Source organism: Cytobacillus praedii (assembly GCF_001439605.1).
Classification (GTDB): Bacteria; Bacillota; Bacilli; order Bacillales; family Cytobacillaceae; genus Cytobacillus; species Cytobacillus praedii.
In genome coordinates this window covers 37,284-54,438 of the sequence record NZ_LMBX01000010.1, presented here as the reverse complement: position 1 = coordinate 54,438, position 17,155 = coordinate 37,284, and the positions used below count along the sequence as shown (strand labels likewise).

Below are 17,155 nucleotides of genomic sequence, written 5' to 3'. Positions count from 1 at the left end.
TTATAAAAATCCCTTGCCAAAATTTAACTCATCCATTTTGGCGGGGTGTTTTTATCCCAAAAAATTGTTCCCAGCTCATGGTGTGACTGAAATTGATCATGGTAAGTATGGTAATGAAAATTAAACCAATAGCCCTGCTGAGGCGGCTGATCCCTTCTAACATGAAAACGAATAATGTCTTCATTTGTTGCTTCATTTTTGATATGAAAAATTTTCTCAGATTGACCGCCGCCAGGACGTTCAGTCACCGCTAAAAAAGCCAATTCTTCCTCTGGATACTGTTCAGCCACATTTTGAATAGCTTTTTCGATATTTGGCAGAACGACTTCTGAAAATTCATTTTCAATTACAGGTTTGATTTTTGGTCCGAACTTAGCATATGACTGATTTTCAGCCTCATGTATCATTTTCCTAATAAATTCTTCTTTATTAATATGCCCAATTTCTTCGGAAGTAGAGGACTGGGTATTAGCTAAACGGCCTTCCCCATTCGTAGGTTCAATAATATCCCTTTTCGGGTTCTTATCTGTACTAGAATTATCATATAATATAGCGTGTGAAGGGGTAACTAGTCCAAAGGTTAAGATAGTTACCATGACGACGAACGATTTGCGAAGCCAATTTGGCATGATTTTAGTCTCCCTTCTATTCTTTAACTATCTATATCTAATCAATCGATCTTTAAATCACCAAATACTCTTATTCTATTATTATACTTTGTTCTTCAGAAAAATGGAAAAATAGGCTTTATTTTTTCGCAAAAAAAATAAAAGCTAGGAATAGTTACTTATATTTTGGGAATAGTAAGGGAAAAAGACCATATAACTAAATTGAATATTAGAAAGACTAGGCATTTGCCAAGCATTTTTTGTGAATACCTTAGTTTTTCTTATGCGTTCAGAATTTATGGCCATATATTCTGAATAGCCCATTGAAAGGAGAATGTTTATATGGATTGGACAGTATTTATTGTTATTATTTCTTTCATCTTGCTAGGTTACTTTGTTTATTTATCTATTGCAGAATAAGCGGTTCGGAATAGAGTCTATTCTCTATTCCGTTTTTATTTTTCGATGATTCCAAAATGAAATTTTGCTGTTTTCCTCTTTTGTACATGAAAGTTATATCTTTCAAACCGAGGACTTCGAAAATGATCCTTTAGAACAACACATTCCTTCGCTACTCTCTTAGCTTCCTCAATCACCAGCCCAGTCATTTCCTCGTAAATAGCAAAACGGCTTAATGCTTTAATGCCATCAGATTCAAGAATATGCTCCTCAAACATTGGATCAAAGTACACACAGTCATAGGATTGATCAGGCACACTTTTTAGAAATGACAAGGATAAATCGTTTATTACCTGTATACTTTTCATCGCCTGATCCATGTCCGGGTTCCCGGAAACCCATGATTGCAGCCCGTTTTTCACAATGTAGCCTAAATACGGATTTCCTTCAATGCCGGTCACTTTCCCTTCTTTTCCAACAATAAAACTCGCAACGATGCTGTCCGAGGCAAGCCCTAATGTGCAATCAAGAAGTCTTTTTCCTGCCTGAAGGTTTGCTGCGTCCACAAAAGGATCTTTCTCTCCCTTCATTAGTCGCTTCACTCGAAACATGGCAGAATTAGGATGGAAAAAGAATGGCTCCGTTTCATCCTTTGGATAGAGTTCTAGCCTTTCTTTGCCTACAACTATGCAATCCTCCATTTCAATTTGCTGAATTAATTGAACAGATCGTTTTTTCCGTTCAATAAAACGGCTATTTAAGTCATTTGCAACTTTGATGGCTTGCCGAGTCATTTCTTCATTTGTTCTGCCTGCAGTCGTAATAATCATATAAAAGAAGTCACCTTTTCATTTTAGTTTACGAAAAAGCAAAAGGACGTCAGTAGACATCCTTTTGTTTTTTACATTAATTATTCGTCTCAATTGCAGCAAGCAGGTTTTCCATAATTGCTTCCATCGAATGATCTTCAATATCATGACGATGAATAAAGTGGACAACTTCTTTCCCTTTTAGTAAAGCCATAGACGGAGAAGATGGCTCATATCCAGCAAAATACTCCCGCATTTTCGCAGTTGCTTCTTTATCTTGCCCTGCAAATACAGTAACTAAATGATCTGGTTTCTTTTCTGTTCTTAAAACAGCTTGCGTTGCTGCTGGACGAGCGAGTCCTGCTGCACAGCCGCAGACAGAGTTAACAACGACAAGCGTCGTCCCGTCGGCCTTCCCCATAAATTCTTCTACCTCGTTAGCAGTTAGTAATTCATTAAATCCTGCATTCACAAGCTCTTGTCTCATCGGTTGAACCATTTGCTTCATATATTCCTCATATGCCATAGACATGTTCAATCAGCCTCCATTACAACATTTGTATTGTAAGCATACTATAATCTATGGCTATTTTGCAAAAGGAATCAATTAAACTTTTTGTTTCACTTTCTCTTCTGCATCTTCAAAGTAATCTGTCACCGCACCCCTAGATGCACAGGAGACAAGTCTTGCGTATTTAGCCAATGTTCCTCTAGAAAGTAAGGGAGGGGCAGTCCAATTTTCCTTTCTTCTAGAAAGTTCTTCAGACGATAAATCAACAGACAGTTCCTGAGTTTCGCTATTTATCGTAATCAAATCACCGTTTTCGATTAATGCTATTGGACCGCCTATTTGTGCCTCTGGCGCAATGTGGCCGATAACGAAACCGTGCGAACCGCCTGAGAAACGGCCATCAGTTAATAACGCCACACTTTCTCCTAAGCCCTTCCCTACTAGAATACCGGAAATCGATAGCATTTCAGGCATGCCCGGTCCGCCCTTTGGCCCTTCATAGCGAATCACAAGTACATCTCCAGCTTGAATGTCACCATTCATAACCGCAACTGTAGCTGACTCTTCATCATTAAATACTTTTGCAGGTCCAGTCATACGTGTGACCTTTAATCCAGATACTTTAGCAACTGCCCCAGATGGTGCAAGATTTCCCTTTAGCACAACTAGCGGACCATTTTCTCTTAACGGCTGATGAATCGGATAAATAACCTTCTGTCCTTCCTTTAGGTCTCCAGCTTCTGCAAGATTTTCTGCTAAAGTTTTTCCTGTAACTGTCAAACAATCCCCATGAAGGAAACCTTCTTTTAAAAGCAGCTTCATTACTGCTTGTACTCCGCCAACTTCGAAGAGATCCTGCATCACATATTTGCCGCTCGGCTTTAGGTCAGCAATATGAGGAACGGTTTTCTGCAATCGATTGAAATCATCCAGCGACAAATCAACTTCTGCGGCATGTGCGATCGCCATTAAATGCAAGATTGCATTAGTTGAACCGCCAAGTGCCATCACAACAGTTATTGCATTTTCAAAAGCCTTTTTCGTTAAAATATCACGAGGGCGAATATCTTTTTCTAGCAGTTTATAAACTGCTTTTCCAGCTTCTACACAATCATTGCGCTTTTCAGCTGTTTCTGCTGGATTTGAAGAGCTTCCTGGCAAGCTTAGTCCTAGTGCTTCAATCGCACTTGCCATTGTATTTGCAGTATACATTCCACCACAGGAGCCCGATCCTGGACAAGCATGGCATTCTATTTTTGTTAACTCATCCTTATCGATAGCCCCCCCATTGAATTGTCCTACTCCTTCAAAGACAGAAACGATATCAATGTCTTTGTCATGCAGCTTTCCTGGTTTAATTGTCCCGCCATAGACGAAGATTGAAGGCAAATTCATCCTGGCGATTGCCATCATACAGCCTGGCATGTTTTTGTCACAGCCGCCGATTGCCACAAATCCATCTAAAGATTCACCGCCTACAACTGTTTCAATAGAATCAGCAATTAAATCACGGCTCGGCAGCGAATACCTCATTCCTTCTGTCCCCATGGAGATTCCATCAGAAACAGTAATAGTATTAAAAATAAGCGGTGCACCCCCAGCTTCTCTTGCCCCTTTCTTTGCTTGAACAGCTAGTTCATCAATATGTATATTACATGGTGTAACCTCACTCCAAGTGCTCGCAATCCCGATCATTGGCTTTTTAAAATCCTCATCAGTAAATCCTACCGCACGGAGCATTGCCCGGTTAGGTGCCCTTCTTTCATCATCACTAATTACATGACTGCGAATTCTTAGATCCTTTGACATCGATGAATCCCCCCAAAATAATTTCTTTCCAATATAGACCTTTTTTAATATAATTGCAACAATTTTCACAAAATTAATTTTATTCTATCAAAGGAAAGACGCCATGCTGCAAAGAGCGATGGCGTCTTGATAGAATTGTAAGAATATCTTGTCTTATGCATTAAAAATTCTGATTTAGCAAATATTATTTGGTTGTTCGCAAATACTTCTGATTTTTCTTATTATTTCTTTCTTGATTCCGTCATTTGCTTCCAAACAGAGCCTTTAGCTTCTTCCCCCTGCTCAATTCTTTCAATCGCAAGTTTAATTTGCATACTGACTTCAAATTCAGGATCATTTTCAGCTGATTTTAATGCAGGAATGGCTGCTTCATCTCCTGCCTCATATAGGAACATCGCCGCACGCCAGCGAACAAGCTTGCTCGTATCCTTTAGTGCCTCCATCATAGCTGGCATCGCATCTTTAAAACCGAGATCAGATAGGCAGTCACCTGCTGTTCTTCTCACCGTGACCGTTTTATCCTTCAAAGCTTTATAGAGCAACGGCAGAACTTTTTGGTCTTCAATCATACCTAGGTAAACTGTTGCCAGCCTTCTAATTGAGGCTTTTTCATCTTGTAATGCTTTTTCTAATACAGGTAAATCTTCAAGCTCTGGATCATCCATTTGTTCAAGTTTTTGATAGCGATCTCGCCAATCCGGATGATCTAAGTCTTTTAATGTAAGTTTCAGCAGCTGCCTGTTTTGTTTCTCCTGCACATTATCCGGATTGATTGCCTGATCGACAAGCAGTTGTAATCTGCTCTCGGGATAAGCTGCAATTAATTCTTCAACTACATCATGACCAATCTGTTCGAAGTCGCCATAACGAACGCCGACCTCAACCCATTTTCGAACTAAAACAACATTATCTCCTTCAAGCTGTGCTGCTGCCAATGCCTTCATAAACGCTTCAGGCAATCCGAAGCGCCGTTCCTCTGTCCCATCAGTCAGCTTTACTTGCATCGGAATGTCTTTATACTTTTGGACAACCGCTTTGATTTCACCAAAATGTTCATTCATCGCGGAGTGGTTTTCATTATCTGTCTCCGCATCTTCGCCAAAAGCATTTCTTACCTGCGGCAGAAGATCTTTCCAATCATATTTTGCATTTCTTTCTACTGCTAAAAAATCAGCAACATGGTAAACACCCTTCACGCCTTCAATTTCAAGAATATCTTGAATCACTTTAGGTGCACCTTCTCGATTATCTTTTTTATAATTATTGCTTTTTCCCATTGGCAGCTCTTCATTCAAAATAACCTTCATTGTATTCGGACTTGGAGTTGGCTCAATTGCATTTATTTTCACAGTTTTTCACCCTTTGCAATATTGTCACTGTAATAACTAAAATCATTTTAACATAATAGCAGTTACGAATCATAAGATGAGTCTCAAGTACAAAAATAGCCTGTCCGTCAAGGACAGGCTACTATACTATTCATTGTTCTGCTATCTCTGAAAGATAGCTCCATCTTTCAATTAACTGTTCTAATTTTTCATTTAGCGCAGCTTCTTCTTCCAATAATGCTCTCGCTTTTTCAAAGTCACTGCCAGTATTGTTCATTTCTACAGCAATTTTCTCCAATCGAGCTTCAGTATTTGCAATGTTATCTTCGATTCCTTCCCATTCTCGCTGTTCGTTGTAGCTTAGCTTTTTCTTTTTAGTTTTCTCCTGTTCTTTGTGTACGGGAGCCGTATTCTTTACTGCCACAACTGGTTTTTCATTTTCTTTTTCAAGATATTCACTGTAATTGCCAAAGAAAGAGTCAATCCGTCCCTGTCCTTGCAAGACAAGAAGCTGATCAGCCACTTTATCTAAAAAATAGCGATCATGGGATACAGTAATAACTACTCCAGCAAATTCCTCAAGATAATCCTCAAGCACTGTTAATGTTTGCGTATCCAAGTTATTTGTCGGTTCATCAAGCAGGAGGACGTTTGGTTCTGTCATTAAGATTTTCAATAAATACAGGCGGCGCTTCTCTCCGCCGGAAAGCTTGCGGATCGGAGTTCCATGCGTAAAGGATGGAAAAAGAAAGCGTTCAAGCATTTGTGCTGCGGAAATCGTTTTCCCGTCAGAGGTTTCTACAACCTGCGCTGTTTCCTTTAAATACTCAATCATCCGCTTATTCTCGTCCATATCTTCGCTTTCTTGTGTATAATAGGCGATTTTCACGGTCTGCCCAATGATTCGTTCGCCAGAATCTAATGGAATCTTTCCGGCAAGAATATTAAGGAGTGTCGATTTTCCTGTCCCATTCTTTCCGATAATACCAATCCGATCTCCAGGCTTCACAAGAAGATCGAAAGAATTTATAATGATCTGCTCTAAATATTTCTTAGATGCATCCTTTAGTTCAAATACTTGTTTCCCAAGCCGGCTGCCGTTTAAAGACATATCCAGCTTTTCTGATTGTTTCACAGATGCAAGCTGATCATCTAATTGATCAAAGCGCTGGATTCGTGCTTTTTGTTTTGTCGTTCTCGCTTTTGCACCTCTGCGAATCCATTCTAGCTCTCTCCGATAAAGATTTTTTCTTTTTTCGATCGTGGCAGCTTCGTTTTCTTCACGAATCGCTTTCGCTTCAAGGAAGGCACCGTAGTTTCCCTTATAGCTATACAAGTTTCCGCCATCCAGTTCAAACATTCGATTAGTTACTCGGTCAAGGAAATAGCGGTCATGGGTAACGAGTAAGAGAGCGCCTTGATACCGTCCTAAGTATTCTTCAAGCCATTTAACCGACTCATAATCAAGATGGTTTGTCGGCTCATCAAGAATCAGCAAATCAGGTGATTGAATAAGTGTTTGGGCGAGGGCAACCCTTTTCTTTTGTCCGCCGGAAAGCTCTCCGATTTTTTTATCAAAACTTTCAATACCAAGCTTCGTTAAAATCGATTTTGCATTCGTACTAGCATCCCAAGCGTTCAAGGCATCCATTTTCTTCTGCTGCTCGAAAAGCTTCTCTTGAATCACTTGATTATCAGGAGTCTTATTCAACTCCAGAAGCGTCTCTTCATATTCTCGAAGCAAGACAAGTACTGGTGCATCACCAGCAAACACCTGTGCCAGTACAGAAAGTTCAGGATTTAAATCCGGCTGCTGGGCTGAATAGGAAATCGTATAATCCTTCGGAGAGCTGATTTCACCAGAGTCTGGAAGATCCACGCCTGCAACTATTTTTAATAAGGAAGACTTTCCTGTTCCATTTACACCGATGAGTCCTATCCTGTCCTTTTCAGAAATCGTAAAAGAAATATCGTTAAAAAGCTCTTTTTCACCATATGTTTTTGTTACATGTTCTACTGAAAGCATTTTCATATCTGACCATTCCATTCACTGTAAAATTGCTCAAGGAATTGCTCCATAAATTGATGTCGCTTCGAAGCCAACTCTCGTGCTGTATCCGTATTAAGCAGATCCTTCAGTTTTAAAAGCTTCTCATAAAAATGATGGATCGTTGATGACTTTCCAGTGCGGTATTCCTTCTCTGACATTTCTTCTCTAACCTTAATTGCTGGATCGTAAAGAAGATGCCCTTTTTTTCCACCGTACGCGAATGTCCGGCCTATTCCAATGGCTCCAATTGCATCCAATCTGTCTGCATCCTGAACAATTTCAGCTTCCACACTTATTAACTCTGTTTTTCTTCCACCTTTAAAAGAGATGGATTGAATGATTTCAATAATTTTCTCGCACGCTTCTTTTTCAAGTGCTAGTAATTCAAGGAAATCCGTTAGTTTCTTTTCCCCATCTTCTTTCGATTCGTTCAGCTTCTCATCAGGGATATCATGCAGCAGCGCAGCCATTTCAATAATAAATCGGTCTCCCTTGTTTTCTTTTTCCGCTATATATAAAGCATTTTTTCTTACGCGTTCAATGTGATACCAATCATGTCCGGTACTGTCTTCACCTAGCACTTCTTTCACAAAGCTTTCCGTTCTTACAATCATATCCTCTTTCATTCAGAGCACCATCCTTTTTCGTTCCAGATTTATTTTACCATGAAGAGAAGGACTGTAAGAAAAATAAGTAAAGGAAAAGTGCCTTATCAGCACTTTAATTTTAAAATAACAGTAAAAACCGTATTATTTCTATTTATTGAAAATGTGGGTGATATACTTTTTTTAAAAAACCACTTATACATTAATTGGTAAGGATAGGTCAGAAAACACGTATACGCCCCCTGACTTCCATCGTGCAGGAAGTCAGGGGGCGTATATTTTTATCCTCTACTATTTATAACATTAATCCAACCCATTAAACCAATTGATCCCCAATGTATTCTCTCCAGCATGTACGCCGATTGCTGCACCAAGTGGATAATGACCAAATTCGATCTCAGGAAATTCCTGAACGAGTTCTTCTTTCCATTTCAGCGCTTCCTCCTCATGCAGTCCATATAAAATCGAGGCTTCTTTCAAGGGCTTTTTTTCATGCGCAGTTCTAAGAAGCTGTATAATTTTATCCTTCGCCTTTCGTTCACTTCTAGCTTTTTCTTTCACATGCAAAGCACCATCTTCGATGGAGATTATCGGCTTTACATTAAGCATACTTCCAAGGAAAAATTGAACCCCTGACATTCTTCCGCTTCTATGCAGCTGTTCTAAGCTTCCTATCAATACATATGTTTCACTAGTATTGCTTAATACTTCTAACTTCCGTTTGATCTCATCTGGTTCAAATCCTGAGTCTGCCAGTTCCATTCCTCTTTTCAAAGTTCTGGTCAGCGGGTAGGTTAATATTTTCGAATCAACCGTTAAAACAGGGATATCAACCAGCTGTGCAGCCTGCTCGCTTGAAGAAACTGTTCCGCTTAATTTACTTGAGAGCAACACGGCGATAACAATTTCGTATTTATCTTTCAAACGCTCAAATAATTCCTGAAAGGCCCCAATTGAGGGCTGTGATGTTTTGGGGGGAGTTTTTAACTTTTTCAATTTCTGATAGAGCTCAGCTGGTGTAATATCTATCCCTTCTGTATACTCCTTTTCATCCAGTAAAATCGTAATTGGAATGGGATATACATGAGGGTGGTTGAGTAATTCCTCATCAATAAATGCTGTACTATCTATAACCCATGCGATTTTTGTCAAAATCTTAACCCCTTTTCTGTTTAATTATTATGTATGAACAGCTGTTCAAAATATCTGGAGACTGACGAAAAAATGCCAGTCTCCAGCAAATATTGCTTATGATAAAAACGTCTTAATCTTTGGGAATACCTTTAACGCAGTATTATAAAAGACATCCTCATGATACTCTTCAGGGATTAAATCTTTAATAAATTTAATGTATGGTCCAATTGGGGCAAGTGGCCAATCAGTACCGAACAACAGCTTATCATATGAATCAGAAAAGACAAGTGCGTGCCTTAAATGGTCTAAAAACCTGCTTTCACTATGTTTTTTCAATTCATTTTCTGTTCCTACGATTAATCCCGAAAGGTCTGCATACACATTGGAGTTTTTATATATGAGCTCAGCTCCTGTCAGTGTCCACGGATCACCAAAATGAGCCATCATAAAATTAACATTGCGATGCGTTACTGCCACCTCATCAATCGTTAATGGATGTGCATATTTTAACAGGCCTCTCTCTGAATACGTATCCCCTGTGTGAAACACAACTGGCAGCTGATACTGTTGTGCCAATGCATAAATAGGTTCATACACTTGATCATACGCATAAAAAGGGTAATAGCCTAAATATATTTTAATCCCAACAGCCCGCGGATTTTGAATTTCAAGCTCTAGCTTTTCAAGTGTCTGTTCATTTACATCATAGGGATTGATCCCTGGACAATAAACCATTTTTTCTGGAATTATGCTAGCCAGATCAATCCCCATCGGTGTTGCTGCATCATAGTCAGGAAACCCCATTCCATTTGTTTCCGTAACCCCCATCGCTATACTTAAAGCGACATTTGCCTCATTATATTCCTTAACAAATCCCTCAAAAGAATAATCGACAAAAGAAAGCTCTTTAGCAGTTTGATGAAAGGATTGGATGTTTGAGAAATGGACATGTGCATCAATAATCTTCATATTTTCTCCTTTAAAATACGATCCCCCGAAGACTTTCGAGAATTGTTTTCGAAATCTCCCTTTGATCAAATAAAATAAAACCCGGCTTTGTTGTATTCTTTATTTCTTGGAGGAGGATAACTTCGAACGCCTCTTTATTCATGTATCCCTCAAAGATCACATTTTCTTCTCCTTCAATATGATAAAGTTTTTCTTTTCTGTTCTCTGAGTTGATGTAGCTGACATTTTTCAAATTCAAACCCTGTTCTTCTATTCCTGCATTTATTTTTTTGTCGCTGAACTGGGAAATGGCTGTTAGGTCTTTTAAGGAATCTCCAGTTAGAAAAAGGTCCGTTTCCAATATCTCTGATAGCAATGACTTACCGCCAGAATCAACAATTTTAACAAAGTAGGCAAGAACTGGCACACCAGGAAGGAGGGCAAAAAACTGTGTATACTGGAGTCCCTTCCAGATTGGATGATTTCCTATTTTCGTGTGCAGGGCAATACTACTCCACTGATTCCCATGCTTATCTTCAATATCCATAAATTCAGCTGTTGTGCACTCTTTCATTAAAGAAAACGTATTTAGCTGTGCAGGGGATGTTTTCATTCCGCCTGCCCAAGGATTCCACCATCCTTTTGCAACTTTCTCAGGAAAGGAAGTATCAAACCATTCATTCTCATGATAGATAAGAGAATATAAACCTGGATAAAATTCCGGTGCCGCTTTGATACGAATGATGCCATTATCTAAAACATAGGATGTGATTCCTTGTCCTGCTTCAGTAAAGGCTTCCACTTTCCCTTTTGGAACAATCATTAATTGATTTAAGCTTGTAGTTGTACTATCACTTTGAATGCTCCCCGTTATGATCGAGATCGGCTGTGCATCAATTACCGAGATCGAAGCTTGAAATTTTGTTCTCTCCTCCGCTGATGAAATTTGCGCAGATAGTTTCGATTCGCCATTTATGAACAGCTCAATAGGACCGTTAATGAAACTCGTACGGGAGGTCTGAAGTTCTAAAGCTAGCTGATCTGTGTACACAACTGGATTATTATTCTCTAATTTTAATGCTTTTTCACTAATAGATTGGGAAAGCACCACATTCGATACTTTATTTGCAAAGGCCATTTGCTCCTGCCATGTTCGAAACGCACCAATAGATAAATAACATGGTTCTAGTCGTTTACACTCTTTTGGCTGTATGGCCCCAAGTTCATATTCTAAATAAAATTGCCATCCTTCTAAATTCGCCTTACATTCTGTTGGCCAGCATAAACCAATCGGTTCTCCATGATCCTTTGTAAAATACCAGTTCCCAGTTAAATGATGAGAATGAATATCGCCAAAGTCGACAGCTTTTATTTCGGAGAACTCTATAACATCTTTTTCAAGCGGGAAATACACATGACTTTTCTCGTGATAGAGTGATTGATTAAAGTAAAGCTGCTGTATTGTTTCTTTGCTGTCATTCTCAACCTCAGCCCACTTCTTCACAATTCCATCCCCATAGAGTGCTGTATAGAGAGTAAGAGTGACTCCTGCAATTTCAGCAGAGTGAAAGACCATTTTAAAAATCATCTCTGTGTCATTGAAATACCAATCCACTGCTGCCGGCTTTTTCTTGGATAATTCTGTTGAATAGGGCTTACCGAGTTTTGGCACAAAAAATGCAAATGGCTGATTAATTTGTTGATTTCTTCCAGCTGTTATTAAATAATCCCGTTTTCGTATATTCACTTGGTAACTGCCATTATATATATGCCAGAAATCTTTCGTTTCCCCGCCGAATTTTTCACCAAAGCCTTTTAGAGCTATTCCAACTAAGTTATTTTCGAAGGTATGCTCTGACCCATTCTCAATTTTTGCTGTGATCGCAATATGAGGCTGGTAATAACCAAATTTCTTCACAACAAACGGAATGGCCACAAGCTTCCTCTCGTTCTTTTTTAAAGAAACAGAAAAAGTGCTCCTATCTAATTCAACATGTTCATCAGAAGAAAAAACTAGATCAAAAACAGCCTCTTCCTTTACACTATTTTCTACCTCTAGTTCTATCACTTTTTTTTCGCCTAAGAAGCTTAAATTCCCCTCAATTTTTGCGGTTAGCTTGGCTGGCGGTTTTGGTTTCACTCCAAGCCTTAATTCACATTCTTCTCCGTTAATTGATACATTTACAGAGAAAAACGGGTGTGTATTCCACTCACTTGGTTCTTCTCCTGCTTTAAAAATCACTTGATCTGAGAGCACTGCACGCTTCTCTACTATTATTTCATCCTTAAAAGCAGACTCCGTACGCTCATGATCATTCCCGTCCACTTTTAACAGGACTGGATTAGCCGTTTTATTTACAAATATCAATTCAACTTTTTGTGGCATTTCTTCGATTACTTCATGGTCAGCCATTTTTAGTTCAAGAAGATAATCATCTGTTTCAATGAAACTAATGCCCCTCCCGCTTCGTTCAAACCTAACACATGCATTCGTCTGCTGATCTTTCCATTCATATTGGTAATAGGTAAAGCCATTTTCCTTTAATCCGTCCGGTTTAACTTCTATTTCTCTTATACTTGCATCATACCAATCTACTTTTTCAAAAATTGGCTTTAATAGGGGTGTATTGATGACCGCAGGAATAAAGTTCATTAAATGAGTTGTATCATCTCGATCCTCCCAGAAAAATCCGCATTTCTTATACAGAGGGACAGCTTTTACATTACCTGGCCATGTGTAAAGATCAACCCTTGGCCATCCGAGCTCAATTGTTTTTTCAACTGCCTTCATAACAAGCATTTTACCGATCTTCTTGCCATGATAATCAGGTCTGACATTAAGCAGCGGGATATACAAGGAGTCTACATCCTCCTTATATTCAGACAAGCTGCAATAGCCCACAACTTCTTCCCCATCAATAGCTAAATATAGCGCAATATTCCCTGCATTCGCTTCCTTTGTTTTTACCGATTCCTCCGTATGAACTCTAGTATCCCCGCCCCAGCTGTCACGGCTAAGGTTCCACATTTTTGCAATTGCAAGCGCATATTCCTCGCGGTATTCGTCGATGATGATTGTATTCGTCATTTGGCTCATCTTTTTGTTCCTCCCTAACTAGGTTACTACTTTCCTTTTCCTATCGATTCCCTCACCCTGTGTCTTTACAATGCCCATTTCCTGCTCCTCCTTTAATTTATTTGAATGTTTTCCACATTCTTCTATATCGTAAAAGCTGACCGGTAGAATGTAAAGATAATTTTGAATCTTCTTTCGCTAATTCAAATAAAAAAAGCTCTGCCTGATCGTACTTAGGCAGAGCTTTCGTGGTAATTATACTATCGTCTTCAATCTTTCCATACTAACAACCATGTATTTAACCATTGCTAGGATATCATCCAATTGATCCTCGTAAACTAAGCGGTTAAAGAAAATGATTGTCTCATTCTTTACCCTATTCCCCTCATCAAAAGGATCGAAGCAGGCTGATTGGCTGATTGTCCTTTCCGAACCCCATATTTCTTTAAGGCATCTTTCAATCGCTTGAAAGTATGAGCGTTCATTCGGATGCAAAAAAGAAAACTTCACAAACAATTGGCACCCTGAAAGAAGCTCCGAATGAGCAGATGGCAAAAGCTCGGCGGCCAAATTCTCTAATCCAGCCTCCATAGTAAATGTGCACACCACACTGTTGTCCGCTTTTGAAATAAATGAAATTTCATATTTCCTAGAAAGCTTTGCTGTGTTCAAAAAATCATTTCGATCAATAATTGTAATTTCACCTGATAAATCCTCATCATAAATCGCGCCATCAACAACGACTTTCATATTTTCAAATGCAGTTGGATCAAACATTCAAGAAAACCTATTAAAATAATCCAATTGCATTGCCATTTTCATCCACATCCATCCTTAATGCAGCAGGTAATTTAGGCAATCCCGGCATCGTCATCACATCGCCTGTTAGAGCAACGATAAATCCGGCACCAATGGATGGTTTAAATTCACGAATAGTAATGGTAAACCCTGTTGGCCGGCCAAGTTTCATTGGATCATCAGATAACGAATACTGCGTTTTTGCCATACAAATTGGTAAGTGGCTCCAGCCAAAGCTATCAAAATCCTTGAGCTGTTTTTTTGCTTTTGATGAGAATTCTACTTTTTCTGCACCATAAACCTTTTGGGCGATCGTTAGAATTTTATTTTCAAGTGACTCGGATAAGTCGTACAATGGCTGGAAGTTGGATTCTTTCTTATCGATGACTTCGAGAAGCTTGTTTGCTAGATCTACTCCGCCTTCCCCGCCTTTTTCCCAAACTTCAGTTAAGGATACAGGAATATTGCCTTGATCACAAAGATCGATTAATGTGCGAACTTCTTGGTCCGTATCTGTAATGAATTTATTAACTGCAACGACATATGGCAAGCCGAAGCTTTCAATTGTTTCAATATGTTTCTTTAAGTTAGCAAATCCTATCGTAAGAGCTTGTACATCTTCACGTCCAAGGTCGGTTTTCGGCATGCCGCCATGCATTTTTAATGCACGAATCGTTGCAACGATGACAACAGCTTCTGGTTTAATTCCTGCACTTCTAGCTTTTATATGAAGGAACTTTTCCGCTCCTAAATCAGCACCGAAGCCTCCCTCAGTTACAACAAAATCAGCAAGCTTTGAAGCTGTTTTTGTCGCGATAACACTATTGCACCCATGAGCAATATTGGCAAAAGGACCGCCGTGAATGAACGCAGGCGTGTGTTCAATGGTTTGTACTAAGTTCGGTTTAACCGCCTCTTTCAACAGCATTGTTAATGCCCCTTGAACACCTAGATCTTCTACTGTAACAGGCTGCTTATTATAGTTATAGGCAATGACCATTTGGCCTAGACGCTTTTTCAAATCTTGAAGATCAGTTGATAAACATAATACGGCCATAATTTCGGAAGCTACCGTAATATCGAACCCGTCTTCACGAGGAACACCCTGCATTGGTCCGCCTAAACCGATCACTACTTTTCTTAAAGCACGGTCGTTCATATCAAGTGCGCGCTTCCAAACAATGCGGCGCTGGTCAATGCCCAACTCGTTCCCTTGCTGAAGGTGATTATCAATAAAAGCTGCTAATGCATTATTGGCCGTCGTTATCGCATGAAGGTCTCCTGTGAAGTGTAAATTTATATCCTCCATTGGCAGAACTTGCGAAAATCCTCCGCCAGTTGCACCACCTTTCACGCCCATAGTTGGTCCAAGTGATGGTTCACGCATGGCAATAATTGCCTTCTTGCCGATTTTCGTAAAGGCATCTCCTAAGCCAACAGTCACCGTTGATTTACCTTCTCCAGCTGGTGTTGGATTGATCGAAGTAACAAGGATAATTTTCCCGCTCTTCTTAGCATCGAGCTTTTTCAATGCATCTGTTGATAATTTCGCTTTATATTTTCCAAATAATTCGAGGTCATCCTCATGAAGGCCGATGGATTCTGCGACCTCTGTAATTGGTTTCATAAATGATTGTTGAGCGATTTCAATGTCTGATTTGACAACAGGTTTGACGTTCATAAATATCCCCCTAAGCATTCAATTATTGAAAACGTTTTCCTACTACTACATTGTACCATCCCATGACATATTAGTAGATAGTCAATTTTGTGATTTTTTAAACATATGATTGCGGCAAGGATTAATCGTCATTATAATAAATTTAATTGAATTTTCAAAAAGGGGATGATGAATTGCCAATTAAGATTCCGAAGCTGCTTCCTGCGAGAGAAATATTAGAAAAAGAAAATATATTTGTCATGGACGAGGATCGTGCAATAACACAAGATATTCGCCCGCTGAATATCCTAATATTAAATTTAATGCCGGAGAAGGAGAAAACTGAGGCACACCTTTTAAGACTGCTAGGAAACACTCCACTGCAAGTCAATATCTCATTTCTAAAAACGGCTTCACATGAATCGAAAAATACAAGCTCATTGCACTTAGATCAATTCTACACAACCTTTGCTGAGATTAAGCATCGGAAATTTGACGGAATGATCATCACTGGAGCACCGATCGAACTGCTTGCTTTTGAAGAAGTAGATTATTGGAAAGAGCTTACCAATATTATGGATTGGACGAAAGACAATGTAACTTCTACCCTCCACATTTGCTGGGGGGCACAAGCAGCGCTGTATCATCACTTCAACATTACGAAATATGAGCTTCCCCAAAAATGCACAGGCGTTTTCTGGCATCATATTGACGACCAATCAGAAAAACTATTAAGAGGGTTTGATGATGTTTATTTAGCACCTCATTCAAGGAATACAGATATTTTTATCGAGCAGCTGCAAGCAAATCCAACTGTTAAATTACTTTCTTCTTCTGAAGAAGCAGGCCCATTTATTATGAGTGCAAATAATGGCAAACAAATTATGATCACTGGCCATTTAGAATATGACGCTAGCACACTAGCAGAAGAATATAGACGGGATTTGGAAAAAGGGCTAAATATTCTTCCGCTGCATTATTTTCCGAATGATGATCCTTCGAAAAGTCCTACAAATAAGTGGAGATCTCATGCCCATTTATTATTTTCGAATTGGTTAAATTATTATGTATACCAAGAAACGCCGTTTGAATGGGATTAATCTATTAAAAAAGAAGCCAGACAAACTGATAAAACCAGTTCCCAACAAAGATTTAACTTTTAAAATTAAATTAGACACATGCCTTTTCACATAAGAATTCTCGTGGGTTTTTATTTAATACTGGGATCGTTCAACTTATAACATAAATCGGACAGGTAATACTAAAAAAAACAGCTGTTCAAGGGTGATCACAGAGAAAATTCTCATTACTAGTACGACACCACTCAAAACAAAAAATGGCTCATAGTAGACTATGAGCCATTCAATAACTATATTATTCCGGGTTTTCTTTAGTAAACGGTTACTGATATAAGGTTTAT

The 17,155-nt window shown here is 39.1% G+C and carries 13 protein-coding genes; 1 reads left to right on the top strand and 12 read right to left on the bottom strand.

Annotated features, from left to right (window positions below; translation table 11 throughout):
• Positions 1–23: 23 nt before the first annotated feature.
• From ASU02_RS12415 to ASU02_RS12360, 12 genes are all read right to left on the bottom strand, one after another.
• A complete protein-coding gene (locus tag ASU02_RS12415; protein WP_057764021.1) occupies positions 24–629 on the bottom strand; it encodes a YpjP family protein in 606 nt (201 codons plus the stop codon).
• 434 nt (positions 630–1,063) lie between these two features.
• Positions 1,064–1,837 (bottom strand): class I SAM-dependent methyltransferase, encoded by a 774-nt coding sequence (locus tag ASU02_RS12410; protein WP_057764019.1) that lies wholly within the window; start codon positions 1,835–1,837, stop codon positions 1,064–1,066.
• Between the two features lie 76 nt (positions 1,838–1,913).
• The gene (locus ASU02_RS12405; RefSeq protein ID WP_057764018.1) at positions 1,914–2,348 is read right to left on the bottom strand and encodes a BrxA/BrxB family bacilliredoxin; all 435 of its coding nucleotides are present in this window, start codon (positions 2,346–2,348) and stop codon (positions 1,914–1,916) included.
• A gap of 75 nt (positions 2,349–2,423) precedes the next feature.
• Positions 2,424–4,136 carry a dihydroxy-acid dehydratase gene (gene ilvD, locus ASU02_RS12400; RefSeq protein WP_057764017.1) on the bottom strand — a complete coding sequence of 571 codons (1,713 nt, stop codon included), beginning with the start codon at positions 4,134–4,136 and terminating at the stop codon, positions 2,424–2,426.
• A gap of 221 nt (positions 4,137–4,357) precedes the next feature.
• Positions 4,358–5,485 (bottom strand): conserved virulence factor C family protein, encoded by a 1,128-nt coding sequence (locus tag ASU02_RS12395; RefSeq protein ID WP_057764015.1) that lies wholly within the window; start codon positions 5,483–5,485, stop codon positions 4,358–4,360.
• A gap of 130 nt (positions 5,486–5,615) precedes the next feature.
• Positions 5,616–7,496, bottom strand: coding sequence for an ABC-F family ATP-binding cassette domain-containing protein (locus ASU02_RS12390; RefSeq protein ID WP_057764013.1), 1,881 nt, complete (start codon positions 7,494–7,496; stop codon positions 5,616–5,618).
• On the bottom strand, positions 7,493–8,140 hold the full coding sequence (locus ASU02_RS12385) for an HD domain-containing protein (RefSeq protein ID WP_057764011.1): 648 nt from the start codon (positions 8,138–8,140) through the stop codon (positions 7,493–7,495). Before ASU02_RS12385 ends, ASU02_RS12390 begins: the two co-directional genes overlap by 4 nt.
• A 282-nt stretch (positions 8,141–8,422) precedes the next feature.
• Complete coding sequence (locus ASU02_RS12380; RefSeq protein ID WP_057764008.1) at positions 8,423–9,271, bottom strand: DegV family protein; 849 nt, start codon at positions 9,269–9,271, stop codon at positions 8,423–8,425.
• A 96-nt stretch (positions 9,272–9,367) separates the two neighbouring features.
• The gene (locus tag ASU02_RS12375) at positions 9,368–10,222 is read right to left on the bottom strand and encodes an amidohydrolase family protein (RefSeq protein ID WP_057764005.1); all 855 of its coding nucleotides are present in this window, start codon (positions 10,220–10,222) and stop codon (positions 9,368–9,370) included.
• Between the two features lie 10 nt (positions 10,223–10,232).
• Positions 10,233–13,298, bottom strand: a complete 3,066-nt coding sequence (locus tag ASU02_RS12370) for a GNAT family N-acetyltransferase (protein WP_057764003.1) — start codon at positions 13,296–13,298, stop codon at positions 10,233–10,235.
• Positions 13,299–13,532: 234 nt separating this feature from the next.
• Positions 13,533–14,054 carry a hypothetical protein gene (locus tag ASU02_RS12365; RefSeq protein WP_057764001.1) on the bottom strand — a complete coding sequence of 174 codons (522 nt, stop codon included), beginning with the start codon at positions 14,052–14,054 and terminating at the stop codon, positions 13,533–13,535.
• A gap of 13 nt (positions 14,055–14,067) precedes the next feature.
• Positions 14,068–15,756 (bottom strand): formate--tetrahydrofolate ligase, encoded by a 1,689-nt coding sequence (locus ASU02_RS12360; protein ID WP_057763999.1) that lies wholly within the window; start codon positions 15,754–15,756, stop codon positions 14,068–14,070.
• Positions 15,757–15,929: 173 nt separating this feature from the next.
• Between ASU02_RS12360 and metA the strand changes: the two genes are divergently transcribed.
• Positions 15,930–16,835 carry a homoserine O-acetyltransferase MetA gene (gene metA / locus ASU02_RS12355; RefSeq protein ID WP_057763997.1) on the top strand — a complete coding sequence of 302 codons (906 nt, stop codon included), beginning with the start codon at positions 15,930–15,932 and terminating at the stop codon, positions 16,833–16,835.
• Positions 16,836–17,155 lie beyond the last annotated feature (320 nt).

Coding starts and splice junctions, on each gene's coding strand:
- ASU02_RS12415 (WP_057764021.1), bottom strand. CDS start 629: ATGCCAAATTGGCTTCGCAAATCGTTCGTCGTCATGGTAACTATCTTA.
- ASU02_RS12410 (WP_057764019.1), bottom strand. CDS start 1,837: ATGATTATTACGACTGCAGGCAGAACAAATGAAGAAATGACTCGGCAA.
- ASU02_RS12405 (WP_057764018.1), bottom strand. CDS start 2,348: ATGTCTATGGCATATGAGGAATATATGAAGCAAATGGTTCAACCGATG.
- ilvD (WP_057764017.1), bottom strand. CDS start 4,136: ATGTCAAAGGATCTAAGAATTCGCAGTCATGTAATTAGTGATGATGAA.
- ASU02_RS12390 (WP_057764013.1), bottom strand. CDS start 7,496: ATGAAAATGCTTTCAGTAGAACATGTAACAAAAACATATGGTGAAAAA.
- ASU02_RS12385 (WP_057764011.1), bottom strand. CDS start 8,140: ATGAAAGAGGATATGATTGTAAGAACGGAAAGCTTTGTGAAAGAAGTG.
- ASU02_RS12375 (WP_057764005.1), bottom strand. CDS start 10,222: ATGAAGATTATTGATGCACATGTCCATTTCTCAAACATCCAATCCTTT.
- ASU02_RS12370 (WP_057764003.1), bottom strand. CDS start 13,298: ATGAGCCAAATGACGAATACAATCATCATCGACGAATACCGCGAGGAA.
- ASU02_RS12365 (WP_057764001.1), bottom strand. CDS start 14,054: ATGTTTGATCCAACTGCATTTGAAAATATGAAAGTCGTTGTTGATGGC.
- ASU02_RS12360 (WP_057763999.1), bottom strand. CDS start 15,756: ATGAACGTCAAACCTGTTGTCAAATCAGACATTGAAATCGCTCAACAA.